This window comes from Sulfuriferula sp. AH1 (genome assembly GCF_002162035.1).
Taxonomy (GTDB): Bacteria; Pseudomonadota; Gammaproteobacteria; order Burkholderiales; family Sulfuriferulaceae; genus Sulfuriferula.
Genome location: NZ_CP021138.1, coordinates 523,370 through 536,119, shown reverse-complemented (window position 1 = coordinate 536,119; position 12,750 = coordinate 523,370). Strand labels below are relative to the sequence as shown.

General features: G+C 56.3%; 13 protein-coding genes. 4 read left to right on the top strand and 9 right to left on the bottom strand.

What is annotated here, in order from left to right; translation table 11 throughout:
* Positions 1-155 precede the first annotated feature (155 nt).
* Together CAP31_RS02735 and CAP31_RS02730 are read left to right on the top strand one after the other, a co-directional pair.
* A complete protein-coding gene (locus tag CAP31_RS02735; protein ID WP_087446133.1) occupies positions 156-1,211 on the top strand; it encodes an ADP-ribosylglycohydrolase family protein in 1,056 nt (351 codons plus the stop codon).
* Positions 1,212-1,262: 51 nt separating this feature from the next.
* Positions 1,263-2,090, top strand: a complete 828-nt coding sequence (locus tag CAP31_RS02730; protein WP_087446132.1) for a sulfurtransferase — start codon at positions 1,263-1,265, stop codon at positions 2,088-2,090.
* 6 nt (positions 2,091-2,096) lie between these two features.
* Here the strand turns inward: CAP31_RS02730 and def are convergent, their stop codons facing one another.
* The 3 genes from def to pgsA are packed head-to-tail and all read right to left on the bottom strand — an operon-like array spanning position 2,097 to position 5,109.
* The gene (gene def, locus CAP31_RS02725; RefSeq protein WP_087446131.1) at positions 2,097-2,636 is read right to left on the bottom strand and encodes a peptide deformylase; all 540 of its coding nucleotides are present in this window, start codon (positions 2,634-2,636) and stop codon (positions 2,097-2,099) included.
* Between the two features lies 1 nt (position 2,637).
* On the bottom strand, positions 2,638-4,530 hold the full coding sequence (locus tag CAP31_RS02720) for a potassium transporter Kup (RefSeq protein WP_087446130.1): 1,893 nt from the start codon (positions 4,528-4,530) through the stop codon (positions 2,638-2,640).
* A gap of 9 nt (positions 4,531-4,539) precedes the next feature.
* Complete coding sequence (gene pgsA, locus CAP31_RS02715; protein WP_087446129.1) at positions 4,540-5,109, bottom strand: CDP-diacylglycerol--glycerol-3-phosphate 3-phosphatidyltransferase; 570 nt, start codon at positions 5,107-5,109, stop codon at positions 4,540-4,542.
* Positions 5,110-5,358: 249 nt separating this feature from the next.
* Between pgsA and CAP31_RS02710 the strand changes: the two genes are divergently transcribed.
* Complete coding sequence (locus CAP31_RS02710) at positions 5,359-5,865, top strand: DsrE family protein (RefSeq protein ID WP_087446128.1); 507 nt, start codon at positions 5,359-5,361, stop codon at positions 5,863-5,865.
* A 20-nt stretch (positions 5,866-5,885) separates the two neighbouring features.
* On the opposite strand, the gene CAP31_RS02705 is transcribed toward CAP31_RS02710, so the two are convergent.
* From CAP31_RS02705 to CAP31_RS02680, 6 genes are all read right to left on the bottom strand, one after another.
* The gene (locus CAP31_RS02705) at positions 5,886-6,875 is read right to left on the bottom strand and encodes an alpha/beta hydrolase (RefSeq protein WP_223247343.1); all 990 of its coding nucleotides are present in this window, start codon (positions 6,873-6,875) and stop codon (positions 5,886-5,888) included.
* A gap of 258 nt (positions 6,876-7,133) precedes the next feature.
* Positions 7,134-8,927, bottom strand: a complete 1,794-nt coding sequence (uvrC, locus tag CAP31_RS02700) for an excinuclease ABC subunit UvrC (RefSeq protein WP_087446127.1) — start codon at positions 8,925-8,927, stop codon at positions 7,134-7,136.
* Between the two features lie 2 nt (positions 8,928-8,929).
* Positions 8,930-9,562 carry a uracil-DNA glycosylase gene (locus tag CAP31_RS02695; RefSeq protein WP_087446126.1) on the bottom strand — a complete coding sequence of 211 codons (633 nt, stop codon included), beginning with the start codon at positions 9,560-9,562 and terminating at the stop codon, positions 8,930-8,932.
* A complete protein-coding gene (nagZ, locus tag CAP31_RS02690; RefSeq protein WP_087446125.1) occupies positions 9,559-10,644 on the bottom strand; it encodes a beta-N-acetylhexosaminidase in 1,086 nt (361 codons plus the stop codon). The genes CAP31_RS02695 and nagZ overlap by 4 nt, the downstream gene beginning before the upstream one ends.
* The gene (gene acpS / locus CAP31_RS02685) at positions 10,641-11,024 is read right to left on the bottom strand and encodes a holo-ACP synthase (protein WP_087446124.1); all 384 of its coding nucleotides are present in this window, start codon (positions 11,022-11,024) and stop codon (positions 10,641-10,643) included. Before acpS ends, nagZ begins: the two co-directional genes overlap by 4 nt.
* A complete protein-coding gene (locus CAP31_RS02680; RefSeq protein WP_087446123.1) occupies positions 11,021-11,824 on the bottom strand; it encodes a radical SAM protein in 804 nt (267 codons plus the stop codon). The genes acpS and CAP31_RS02680 overlap by 4 nt, the downstream gene beginning before the upstream one ends.
* Positions 11,825-12,250: 426 nt before the next feature.
* On the opposite strand from CAP31_RS02680, the gene CAP31_RS02675 reads away from it, so the two are divergent.
* Entirely contained in the window at positions 12,251-12,709 is a 459-nt protein-coding gene (locus CAP31_RS02675) for a hypothetical protein (protein WP_087446122.1), read from the top strand.
* Positions 12,710-12,750 lie beyond the last annotated feature (41 nt).

Here is a 12,750-nt window from a genome sequence, read left to right as displayed (position 1 = left end):
CCCGCATGCGCCCGTCACGACAACTTGCAGCGCACGCAAAGATAGCTACAATTAAACATGGGCATCGGCGGCAAAGCCGAATTCAATGTTCCGGCATGCTGTCAAAATTTGTATTTTTGCGTAACCGCCACCCAAACATCCGAAAGGGGATCGCTATGGATCGAGCTGCCGGCGCCATCATGGGCGCCCTGATCGGCGATGCCCTGGGTCTGGGGTGCCACTGGTATTACGATCTTGCCGAGCTGCGGCGTGACTACGGCGACTGGATTACCGGCTACACTACGCCAAAACCGGAACGCTATCATGGCGGCATGCGTGCCGGGGAACTGTCGCAGAGCGGACTCATCATGGTCATGCTGCTTGAATCTGTGGTCGAGCATGGCGAATACAGTGAAGAAGATTTCACCCGCCGCCTGGACGAAAAATTATTCCCGTTACTGAACGGCACTCCGGTATGCGGCCCCGGCGGCTACACCAACCAGTCCATACGCGAAGCCTACCGGCGCCGCATACAGCAGCACAAATCCTGGCACGAAACCGGCGGCCATGCCGACACCACCGAATCGGCCGAACGCGCCATCGTGCTGGCAGTCAGATATGCCAAACACCCGCATCTGGTTGCACGGTTCGTCAGTTCCAACTGCATGCTGACTCAGGCCGACGAAGCCATCGTCGCTATGAGCACGGCCTACAATGCGGTTCTCTCCTTGCTCGTCAACGGGGAAAAACTGACGCCGGATATCTCGGGCAAACTCATGCATCTGGTGCACAGCAACGAGCTGCCCTTCCATGCCGTGACCAAAAGTGATTTTTCCGCGCCTCGCCCCGGCGACCCCGACCCGCCGCTGGCCGGACGTTTTTCCTCTCCCGATGCGCTGCTGACGCCGCACTATATGGCTCTAGCCGCACTGGACCCCGGCATCAGCATCGAACCGGCCTGGAAAGCCGCTATCGTGTACGGCATGCCCTGCGCCATTTACCACCAGTTGCCGGCAGCCTATTATCTGGCGGCGCGCTTTGCCAACGACTTCGAATCCGCCGTATTGCACGCCATCAACGGCGGCGGACAGAACATGTCGCGCGCCATGCTGACCGGCGCACTGGTCGGCGCACAAGTCGGGCTGGACGGCATCCCCCAGCGCTTCATCAACGGACTCGACAATGGCGAACGGCTGCTGGAATTGGCCAAAAAGCTGGGAACCCGGCTTTAACGTCCCGATACGCTATAATGCTGATTAATCAAACCGCACCATCCGCACATCATGTCCAGCATATTAAACATCGCCGCTTACCGTTTCGTCGAACTCGATCAACTCCCGGAATTGCGCGAACAATTCCGCCAGCGCAGCGCCGCCCACAAACTCAAAGGCACTATCCTGCTCACGCCAGAGGGCATCAACATGTTTCTGGCAGGCGAGGAGACGGAGCTGGAAGCGTTCATCGGCTGGCTCACGGGCGATGCGCGTTTTGCCGATATCGAGATCAAACGCAGCTGGTCGGACGAAGTGCCGTTCAACCGCATGCTGGTCAAGCTGAAAAAAGAAATCATCACCTTCCATCAGCCCGATTTCGATCGCACTGCCCATCCCGCATCGCAACTGCCGGCGGCAGAATTGAAAAAATGGTACGACGAAGGCCGCGAGTTCATCATCGTCGATACCCGCAACGACTTTGAATATCAGGTCGGCACGTTCAAAAACGCCGTCAACCTGCAGCTCAACACGTTCGGCGATTTTGCGGCAGCAACCGAGCAACTCAAGGACTACCGCAACATCCCCATCGTCACTTTCTGCACCGGCGGCGTGCGCTGCGAAAAAGCCGCGCCGTTCATGGCAGGCGAAGGGTTCAACCAGGTTTATCAATTGCAGGGCGGAATACTGAAGTATTTCGAGGAATGCGGTGCCAGTCACTATGACGGCGAATGCTTCGTGTTCGACAAGCGCGTCGCGCTGGACGGCAACCTCAAGCCTACCGACACCTGCATCTGCTTCGCCTGCCGTACCGTGCTCACCCCGGATGAGCAGGCTTCGCCGGATTATGTCGTCGGCGTTTCCTGCCCACATTGCGCGAGCAAGCCGGTTGCGGCCTGACAAACCCTAGTCGTCGGCCGCCGTCGCGCCCAGATGCGGAAACAATATCTCGGTAAAACCGAAATAGCGCAGATCCCTGATCCGCATCGGATAGAGGATGCCCCACAGATGATCGACTTCATGCTGCACCACCCGGGCGTGAAAACCCGATACGGTACGATCGATGGCATTGCCGAACTGATCAAAACCCTGATAGCGCAAATGCGTGTAGCGCGGCACCAGGCCGCGCATGCCGGGGACGGATAGGCAGCCTTCCCAGGCCTCGTCCTGCGTTTCGCTTAACGGGGTAAGCGTGGGATTGATAAGCACGGTTTCAGGCACGGCTTCCGCATCCGGATAACGCGGATTATCGGTGACACTGAATATCACCACCTGCTGGCTGACGCCGATTTGCGGCGCAGCCAGTCCGGCGCCATTCAATGCGACCATGGTATCGCGCAAATCCGCTATCAGCTCGTGTAACTCGGGGGTATCAAACGCGGTAACCGGCAATGCCTGCTGCAACAGCCGCGGCTCGCCCATTTTTAACGTGGTTCTGATGGCCATGTTATAACTCGACTTGCGTGCCCAATTCGATGACGCGATTCGTAGGAATATGGAAGAACGCTGTCGCGCTGCTGCCGTTACGCGCCATGTTGACGAACAGCTTTTCACGCCACAGCGCCATACCCGGCACCTTGGTCGCAATTAGCGTTTCACGGCTGAGGAAAAACGAGGTTTCCAGCATATTGAACCCGTTATCGTGAATTCTCACGCTCTGCAGCGCCAGCGGAATATCCGGCTCATCCTTGAAGCCGTAATATACCGTAACCAGATAGAACTCATTCCCCACCGCTTCGACCTGGACACGCTCTTCATCCGGCACCCACGGCACATCCCGGGTTTTCACTGTCAGCAGAATCACCGTCTCGTGTATGACTTTGTTATGTACCAGATTATGCAGCATGGCATGCGGCACGCCTTCCAGATTGGTGGTCAGGAATACTGCGGTACCGGGCACACGAATCGGAGGATGGGCCGCGATGCCTTGCAGGAAAGGCCGTAACGCGATGGAATTCACCTGCTGGCGCTCGGCCAGTATCTGCCGTCCCCGTTTCCAGGTGGTCATCAGCGTAAACATCAGCACGCCTATCGCCAGTGGAAACCAGCCGCCCTGAAAGATCTTGATCGCGTTGGCGCTGAAAAAAGCCAGATCCACACTAAGGAAGAACAGCATGCCGGCCAGCGTCGCCGGCCAGTTCCATCGCCACATGCCGCGCACCACAACAAACGCCAGTATGGTGTCGATCGCCATGGTGCCGGTCACGGCGATACCGTAAGCCGACGCCAGATTACTTGAAGTCTGAAATCCAAGTATCAGCGCGACGATACCCAGCAACATGGCCCAGTTCATCATCGGCACATAGATCTGCCCGATCTCGCGCGCAGAGGTATGCACGATGTCCATGCGCGGCATGAAACCCAGCTGCGTAGCCTGCCGTGTCACCGAAAACACGCCGGAAATCACCGCTTGGGAAGCGATCACAGTGGCCAATGTCGCCAGTCCCACCATCGGATACAGCGCCCAGTCCGGCGCCAGATTGTAGAACGGATTGGTAATAGCACTGGGGTCATGAATCAGCATCGCACCCTGGCCAAAATAATTCAGCAGCAACGCCGGCAGCACAAACACGAACCAGGCTGCGCGTATCGGCCGCTTGCCAAAATGCCCCATGTCGGCATACAGCGCTTCTGCACCAGTCAGCGCCAGCACCACTGCCCCCAGCGCCAGAAAGCCATGCAGCCGATGTTCCGCAAAAAACTCAAACGCATAAACCGGATTCAACGCATGCAACACTGCCGGATACGCAATTATTTTAATCACGCCCAGCACCGCCAGGGTTACAAACCATACGATCATGATCGGGCCGAACAGGATGCCCACCGTGGCCGTACCTTTACGCTGGATGAAAAACAGGGCGCCCAGCACGCCCAGCGAAATCGGGATCACATAGGTCTTGAGAGCGGGAGTAGCGATCTCCAGCCCCTCGACGGCAGACAATACCGAAATGGCCGGCGTGATGATGCCATCGCCGAAAAATAGCGCGCCGCCAAACAACCCCAGCATCAGCAACGGCCAGCGCAGCCTGGAGTCGGTACCGACCACGCGCTGCATCAGCGCGATCAGCGCCATGATCCCGCCCTCGCCGCGGTTATCCGCGCGCATGATAAACACCACATATTTCAGCGATACCACGATGAGTAGCGACCAGAACACCAGCGACAGAATACCGAGGACATTTTCATGGCTGGTAGCAATGCCATGTGCGGGACTGAATACTTCCTTTAAGGTATAGAGCGGGCTGGTACCGATATCACCATATACCACGCCGATTGCGGCAACTGATAACGCTGCCAGACTTTGCTTATGTACAGCATCAGCTGAATTAGCTGGTTGCATATGAATTCCTTAACGATGGCGAATTACTTCCGGGATAGCCCGGCGCAGATAATACACCATGGACCACAGTGTCAATACAGCTGCCAGCCAGATCAGCCAGGTACCCAGCTGCTGGATATCCAGTCCCCACACCGATTCATGAAATAACAATAACGAAATCGCTATCATTTGCGCAGCGGTTTTGAATTTCCCTATCATCGATACCGCGACGCTGGCACGTGCGCCGATACTCGCCATCCATTCGCGCAATGCCGAAATCGTGATCTCGCGCCCGATAATAATCAATGCGATCAGCGCATCCGCACGCCCCAGCTGTACCAGCACAATCAATGCGGCAGCCACCATCAGCTTGTCCGCGACCGGGTCCAGAAACGCTCCGAATGCCGAAGTCTGGTTCAGGATACGCGCCAGATAACCGTCCAGCCAGTCGGTGACGGCCGCTACCGCAAACATCACCGTTGCCGCCACATTCACCTGATGAACATTCAACCAGCCTTCAGGCAGATAAAACACGGCCACCACCAGCGGAATTAACAGAATACGCAACCAGGTCAACAAATTCGGTGCATTAAGCGGCATGATGATTAATAAACATAAAGTGAGCGCACATTTTAACCCAGAAAGTCATCATAACTTCATGCCATGTGCCGGAAAACAACAACAGCAAGCGGCCCTGGTGCATGACGAACAGCCTTCCCGCCAGCCATACAGGCCGCAAAACTCGGATAAACCACATGAAAAATCAAACGCATGCATAAATTCCTGCGTTTCTGCCCGCCTTGACTATACTTCATTCATGCTAACGAATACTTCCGGGAGGCCCACATCATGCGTCACATTATTTCCGCCATTCTAATCGGCCTGCTTGCCTGCAACACAGCCATTGCCGCCGGGAAACTCGAATACACGCCTTACACAGCGCCGAAGACGCTCTACGATTTCTATTTTGACGACCCTGAATATATCAACAGCGCCCTGTACTGGCTGCGCTCGCAAATCAATCCGCTTATGGAAGAGCCGTACAATATCCAGCCGGAAGACATGAAAATCGTGGTCGTCATTCACGGTACCGAGATAGCCACGATCGCGACGAAAAATTACAGTAAATACCAGACCGCAGTCGACCGTATGCGCTATTACGCCAGTTTGGGAGTGGATTTCCGCGTCTGCGCGCTGGCAGCGGAAGAGTATGGATACAGCGTCAATGACTTTCAGGATTTTATCAAGGTGGTACCGTCAGCCATGGCCGAATTATCCTATTGGCAACAACAGGGCTACGCGCTGATCACCCCGCGCATACTAATCAGACAGCACAGCATAGAGTCCATCAGGTAAACGCTGCGTCAGATCGACGATTATGCCTGGAGCGCGTTGCCGGCGTGAGTTGCCAGCATTCGCCTGACCGAATCGTCGAGTCCCGCCATGAATGCTTCGACCGCATCGGTGTAGGCGCCCTCGACCCCCAGCTGCCGATTGATGTCACGATGCGACAGTTCCTGGCGCAGCACCGTAATCTGCACATTCAGCGAGCGGGCCCTGCCAGCGAAACGCACCGCCTGTGCACATGAATCGCCGCGCTGTGTTGAGCACACTGCCAGCATAGGCGCGGCTGCCGCGGACAGCGCATAAAACGGCGACGCCTCTTTCCAGTATGCGGCATCACTGCCGAACGCGCTGTCGTAAAGCGGGGCATGCCGGACACTCATTATTTCCGCCACATCGAACGCTGCGCTATCGAGCGCCACGGTGCCCAGCCACGGCTTCACTCCCCATCGGTATGCCTTGTCCGGAGACGCCGCAAGCAGGGAGACGAGATGAGCGCCTGCCGAATGCCCCATCAGAATGAATTTTGCAGGGTCTCCGCCCCATGACGCGGCTTGCGCTTGTGCGGTAGCAAGTGCAAGCGCAATATCTTCAGCCTGCTCCATAGGTGCGGTTTCGGGCAGCAAGCGATAATTGACAGAAATAAAGATGAAGCCTTTGGCCACCCAACGGGCCATTTTGTTTTCGACAACCGCTTTCGCGCGCTTGTCGTCCGCACGCCAGGCGCCGCCGTGCACCATAAAAATCACCGGAGCGCCGGCTGCTTGCTGTGGCAAATAGATATCTATGCTCTGCCTGGCGTTTTTCCCGTAGGGCACGTCGCGCATAAGGCGCGCCCCGGCAGGCAAGGCTACGGAATCGGAGGATTCGCCATCCTCGCTATCTTCCCCCTGCTGCGCCGCCCGGTATTCCATGATACGATCGAAAAGCTGTCCGCCGTATGCCAGTTGCCACATGAGCAACATGCCTATCGCAAACATGGTCACGCAAAATACGTTATGCAGGCAACTAAATAACCGCATCTTTCTCCCCTTCCAGCATTATTCACTCCATGCGGATAAATCCGATGTCCTGCTGCCGGGGCTGATCCTCGTCCATTCGTCCGCTATGAACCCCTTGGCGAAAAAACCGGATTTCAATAGGGCATCATGTGAATGCGGAACAGGTTTTTCTGATTATGAGTAAGCCCGGCGGCATACGGTATCCGCCATCCTTAGAAGACGCAAACGGATACCGGATCACTGCGCCTGATATCATATTGCGCAGATGCTGACATTTTGCTAACGCAATGCCTGGTAGATATGTTCGGCCAGCACCTTGCTGATTCCTTCCACCTGAGCGATCTCTTCTACGCCCGCATTTTTCAACTCACGCAGGCCGCCGAAGGTTTCCAGCAGTTTCTGCCGGCGTTTCGGCCCGACTCCGGCGATATCTTCGAGACTGGAGGTGGTTCGCGCCTTGCCGCGACGGGCACGATGCCCAGTAATCGCAAAGCGGTGAGCTTCATCGCGAATCTGCTGGATCAGATGCAGGGCAGGGTCGTCAGGTGACAGGCGGGTCGCGTGTCCATCAGTGGTGATGAGCTGTTCCATCCCCGCCTTGCGCTCCACGCCTTTGGCAACGCCGATAAGCGTGATATCGGTGATGCCGAGGTCGTCCATCACCGACTGCGCGATATTGAGCTGACCTGCGCCGCCGTCTATCAATATCAGGCCGGGACGCCTGGCTTCGGTTTGCTGGATTCTGGTGTAGCGCCGGGTCAGCGCATCGCGCATCGCTGCATAGTCATCGCCAGGGGTAATGCCGCTGATGTTGTAACGCCGGTATTGCCCTGGCTGCATGGCTTCCTGATCGTACACCACGCACGACGCCACCGTGGCTTCGCCCATGGTATGACTGATATCGAAACATTCTACGCGTTGCAGATTCGGCAGGTTCAACGCATTTTGCAGCGCTGCGAGCCGTGCATTCTGGGTGGATTTCTGTGCAACCTGGCGGGCAATGGCCAGCTCGGCATTATTGACAGTCATGCGCAGCCAGGTTTTACGCTCGGCGCCGGGATTCGCGTTGATTATGACTTTGTATCCGGCCTGTTCGCTGAGCATGGCGGCAATGGCTTCATGCTCGATGGCTTCGGAGACGATAATCTGCGGGGGAATGGCCCGGTCCAGGTAATGCTGGGTCAGAAACGCAGTCAGCGCCTCCTGCGTCGTGACGTCCTGAGCGTTTTGCGGGAAGATGCTGCGATCACCCAAATGCCGTCCGCCACGGATCATCAGCAGATTGACGCACAGCAATCCCTGAGCGGCCACCACGGCGATGACGTCGGCATCCGCCTGACTGTGACTGGCGACGAACTGCTTTTCCCGCACCGCAGTCAGGCTCTTGATCTGGTCGCGATACAGGGCGGCCTCTTCATAATGCATCCGCTCCGCCGCATGCTGCATTTTCCGCGTGATCGCCTGCAATACCTGATTGGCCTTCCCCGCCAGAAACAGCCCCGCATTGCGTACGTCGGCGGCATAGTCTTCCGGACTGATCATGCCCACGCATGGCGCCGTACAGCGCTGGATCTGGTGCAACAGGCAGGAACGCGAACGGTGATTGAAAACGCTATCCTCGCAGGTACGCAAACGAAACACTTTTTGCAATATCTGAATGCTTTCGCGTACGGCATACGCATTGGGAAACGGACCGAAGCACTGGTCCTGACGCTGCGGCGTACCGCGGAAATAGGCCAGCCGCGGATAACGATGCCCGGACAAAACCAGATACGGATAAGACTTGTCGTCGCGAAACAGGATGTTATAGCGCGGCGCCAGTGCCTTGATGAGATTATTTTCCAGCACCAGCGCTTCGGATTCGGAACGGGTAACGGTAATTTCGACCGCACCGATTCTGCCCACCATCAGCCGGATGCGGGGCGACAGGTCGTTTTTCTGGAAATACGAGGAAACGCGTTTTTTCAGGTCGCGCGCCTTGCCTACATACAGAACCTCGCCATCCTCTCCCAGCATGCGGTAGACGCCGGGCAGGTTAGGCAATGTTGCAAGTAAGTGCGCACTATCAAACATGGCTAATTGCTATCGGCAACGATCCGGGCAAACACGGCATGAAACATCTCGGTGGTCAGCCGCCGCGTTTGCGTGTTGTAACGACTGCAGTGATAGCTGTCGTACAGTTTCCGCCCTTGCGCCAACGCATGTACCGCACCATGGGTGAACTTGTGGGCCTTGGCCGGCAGGCCTGACGCCATCAACACAGCGCCGTGCGCCACATTGCCCAGCGCCAGTATCGCCGTATCCGCCGGCAACGCCGCGATTTCGGCAGCCAGAAAATGATTGCAGCGCCGCACTTCGGCCGGCTCCGGCTTGTTTGCCGGCGGCAGGCATTTCACCGCATTGGTAATCCGGCATCCGTGCAATACCAGCGCATCGTCTGCGCCCACGGAATGCTGCTGGCTGGCAAAGCCGAACTGGTGCAACGTCTGATATAACAGGATACCGGCATGATCGCCGGTAAATGGACGTCCGGTACGGTTCGCGCCATGGAGGCCGGGCGCCAGCCCCACTATCAGCAACCGTGGTTGCGCATCGCCGAACGGCGGCACCGGGCGCGCATAATAAGTCGGATAGTCAGTACGCACTTGCTGCAAAAAACCCGCCAGACGCGGGCAGGCTACACAGTTGATATCGAATTGCGCACTCATGTCGTGCCGCTCAAACCGCAGCTATTGCTTGCATCCGTCGCCCACAGATCGCCGCTGTCATGGCCTAATGCCGCAACATCCCGCACCGCATCCACATAGCGCGCCTGCTCATGCAAGGCCGTCATGCCCAGCGGATGGGGGTGGCCATGCAAGCGCGCCATGCGCACGATGCTCAACACCGGCTTTTGCCATTTCAGATCATGCAGCACGGCATCGGCCGCAGCGCAGTTATTGCAAACCAGTACCATGTCGCAGCCGGCATCCAGCGCCGCTTGTGCGCGCTCGACAATGCCGCCTGCGACGCTGGCGCCTTCCATCGACAAGTCATCGCTGAAGATCACGCCATCAAAACCCAATTGCTGGCGCAAGACCTGTTGCAGCCAGAAAGGCGAGAAGCCCGCCGGCAAACTGTCGGCTGCCGGATAAATCACATGGGCGGGCATGATGCCGGTCATGCCGTCCGCGATCAGACGCGCAAACGGGATCAGGTCCGCCTGCTCGATGTCATGCAAGCTGCGCTCATCCACCGGCACGGCGAGGTGGGAATCGGCACGCACATAGCCGTGACCGGGGAAATGCTTGCCCACACTGCCCATGCCTGCTTCCTTGAGCCCCAGCATCAGGGCATGCGCCAACTCGGCCACCACCTCGGGTTGCGCATGGAAGGCCCGGTCGCCGATAACGCCGGAAGCGCCATAATCCAGATCCAGCACCGGGGTAAAGCTCAAATCCACGCCATGCGCCCGCAACTCCGCCGCCAAGACATAACCGCAATCCTGTGCCAGACGCCTCGCCTGGCCGGGATTGTGCTCCCACACCTTGCCCAGTTCGCGCATTGCAGGCAACCGGGTAAAGCCGTCGCGGAAACGCTGTACCCGGCCACCTTCGTGATCGACCGCAATCAGCAGATGCGGCGTACGCAGTTCACGTATCGCGGTGGTCAGGGCGAGCAACTGGCCTGGCGACTGATAATTGCGCGCGAATAGAATCACGCCGCCTACCAGCGGATGCATCAGCCGCCGCCGGTCGTCATCCGTCAGCGCCAGCCCCGGCACATCGACCATTACCGGTCCCAGACTCATGCTGCTCCCTCCAGAATGACAAATGCCACCACAGTATCCACCTCGTCGCTAATTGATAAATGGCTGGACGTCATCCCGCGCGCGTCCATCCAGTCCTGCAACTGGGGCGCAAATTCAAATTGCGGCTGACCCAGCGCATTATGTTTCACGGCAATATTGGCAAAAGCAACGGGCGCGCGCAATCCCGTTCCCGCCGCCTTGGCGAACGCCTCTTTGGCAGCGAAGCGCTTTGCCAGCAGCCGTGCAGGATCGCCATGCACGGCAAAAGCCGCCAGCTCCGCTTCTGCCAGCAGGCGTAACGCAGCGCGCTCACCATGGCGCGCCAGCATCGCGGCAATACGCGGAACACTGACTATATCCGTGCCTATGCCGTAAATCACACGCTCACCCTGACCTTTACTCCGCAATCCTCGATTTGTGCTGCAAATGCATCCAGCCAGGCTGCGGGCAAGGCCGACAGCCGCGACGCTTCAGGCTGCTGCGAATCCCGCGCCAGACCGTACAGCAATACCCCTTGCAATGCCACGCCGCGCGCAATCGCTTGCCGGACAAAATCAAGATAGGCAGCCTGCTCTGCCGCTGACGGCGGCGCGCCATCCAATGCGAACACGCAAGTCTGCAACCAAGTCGGACACAGACTGGCGGCAATTTCCAGGTTAGCAAGCACCCGCTGCGGCGCGATTTCCGTATCGTTGATGCGCCGCAAACCTTCGGGCGTGGCGCTGTCCACCTTGAACCATACTTCGCCGCCCAATGCAGCCATTTTACGCAAACCGGCTTGCACACGGGTTTTATCCATCAGACTGCCATTGGTGATAAGGATCAGCCTGATTTTACCGACCAATTCGAATTGGGCCATCACCCGGTCAATCACCTCGATCACCTCGGCAAACACCTTGCTGCTGGTCGGCTCGCCATTGCCCGACAGCGCGATATCGTTCAGGCGTCGAGCTGATTCCGGTACACGGGTTTGCATAAAATCGCCATGCAGCAATTGCTGCATGAATTCCGTCAGCTCTCGTTCCAGCATCGCCAGATCGATTTCAGGCGCGGTCCCGCGCTGCAATCCGGGCACCTGGCAATACAGACAACGCCAGTTACAGGCGTTATTGGGGTTGAGGTTGATACCCACCGAGACGCCGCCGGCGCGGCGCGAAACCACGGGATAAACGTAAGTCATCCCCACGGCATCGCGCGGGTGCTGTGTCACAGCAAGTTTAAATTCAGGGGTGTTCAACGTGATGATGGGGACTATGTTTGATGGCGGGCTGTGTCATTCGAAAAGTTCAACAACCACATGTTTTAGATAAGATAAAAAATTCACTTTTTCTTTGTACCGTCAAATATACCGTCAAAATATATTCTGATAAAGAATCGTAACTGAAGAACGTGCGTTTAGGAGCCTTCCACAAGTTCGATTTGCTGTGATTATAGCAGTGGTGAGGCGTTTTTATCTCTTGTTCCTTCCTTGGCAAAATAGCCATGCTGGATTAGTTTAAAACTAATCAGGCGCTGAATAAATGGTTATTACACAACCAACTGATTTAATTGAATTAAATTGCATTAATTGCTTGTGCTTTTTGAGCACAGGTGATAAGATTTGCGAATGGATAAGTCAACCAAAAACCATCTTGCAATACTTCGAACCATACTCACCCATAGAAAAATGGCTGTGGAGTACGATCTTGCAAAGAACAAACGAATTTGGGATGATTTTCAGATTGGTATGAAAAAAAATGCACGATTGGTTGACACTGAGTATGGAGTTGTAGAGTTTGCAGATTACTTGCCGCCTACCGTTACCAGCTTAGAAGAGTACGAAGAATACTGCGAGAATCTTGAAGCGTATCAACGATATTTGATGCCTACTTTTAATCGATTTGTGGACTTGATTGTTCACTTGTCGAAGTTGTTGATCGCCGCCGCTGCATTGTTCCTAGCTATAGCAATTAACAGTTTTACGAAACTCTTTGAAGCACACTCAATCAAAGATAACAAACTGGAAATCAACCTTCCATACACCCTTGCACCCCGCTTGGTGCAATCCCCCGCTGCCAACGCCTAATTATCTCTTTTAAAAAAGCATTTAGTTTTTAGGATTTAATT

Excerpts from the sequence above, each read along its gene's own strand:
- CAP31_RS02735 (WP_087446133.1), top strand. The coding sequence starts at position 156 with ATGGATCGAGCTGCCGGCGCCATCATGGGCGCCCTGATCGGCGATGCC.
- CAP31_RS02730 (WP_087446132.1), top strand. The coding sequence starts at position 1,263 with ATGTCCAGCATATTAAACATCGCCGCTTACCGTTTCGTCGAACTCGAT.
- def (WP_087446131.1), bottom strand. The coding sequence starts at position 2,636 with ATGGCCATCAGAACCACGTTAAAAATGGGCGAGCCGCGGCTGTTGCAG.
- CAP31_RS02720 (WP_087446130.1), bottom strand. The coding sequence starts at position 4,530 with ATGCAACCAGCTAATTCAGCTGATGCTGTACATAAGCAAAGTCTGGCA.
- pgsA (WP_087446129.1), bottom strand. The coding sequence starts at position 5,109 with ATGCCGCTTAATGCACCGAATTTGTTGACCTGGTTGCGTATTCTGTTA.
- CAP31_RS02710 (WP_087446128.1), top strand. The coding sequence starts at position 5,359 with ATGCGTCACATTATTTCCGCCATTCTAATCGGCCTGCTTGCCTGCAAC.
- CAP31_RS02705 (WP_223247343.1), bottom strand. The coding sequence starts at position 6,875 with ATGCGGTTATTTAGTTGCCTGCATAACGTATTTTGCGTGACCATGTTT.
- uvrC (WP_087446127.1), bottom strand. The coding sequence starts at position 8,927 with ATGTTTGATAGTGCGCACTTACTTGCAACATTGCCTAACCTGCCCGGC.
- CAP31_RS02695 (WP_087446126.1), bottom strand. The coding sequence starts at position 9,562 with ATGAGTGCGCAATTCGATATCAACTGTGTAGCCTGCCCGCGTCTGGCG.
- nagZ (WP_087446125.1), bottom strand. The coding sequence starts at position 10,644 with ATGAGTCTGGGACCGGTAATGGTCGATGTGCCGGGGCTGGCGCTGACG.
- CAP31_RS02680 (WP_087446123.1), bottom strand. The coding sequence starts at position 11,824 with ATGACTTACGTTTATCCCGTGGTTTCGCGCCGCGCCGGCGGCGTCTCG.
- CAP31_RS02675 (WP_087446122.1), top strand. The coding sequence starts at position 12,251 with ATGGATAAGTCAACCAAAAACCATCTTGCAATACTTCGAACCATACTC.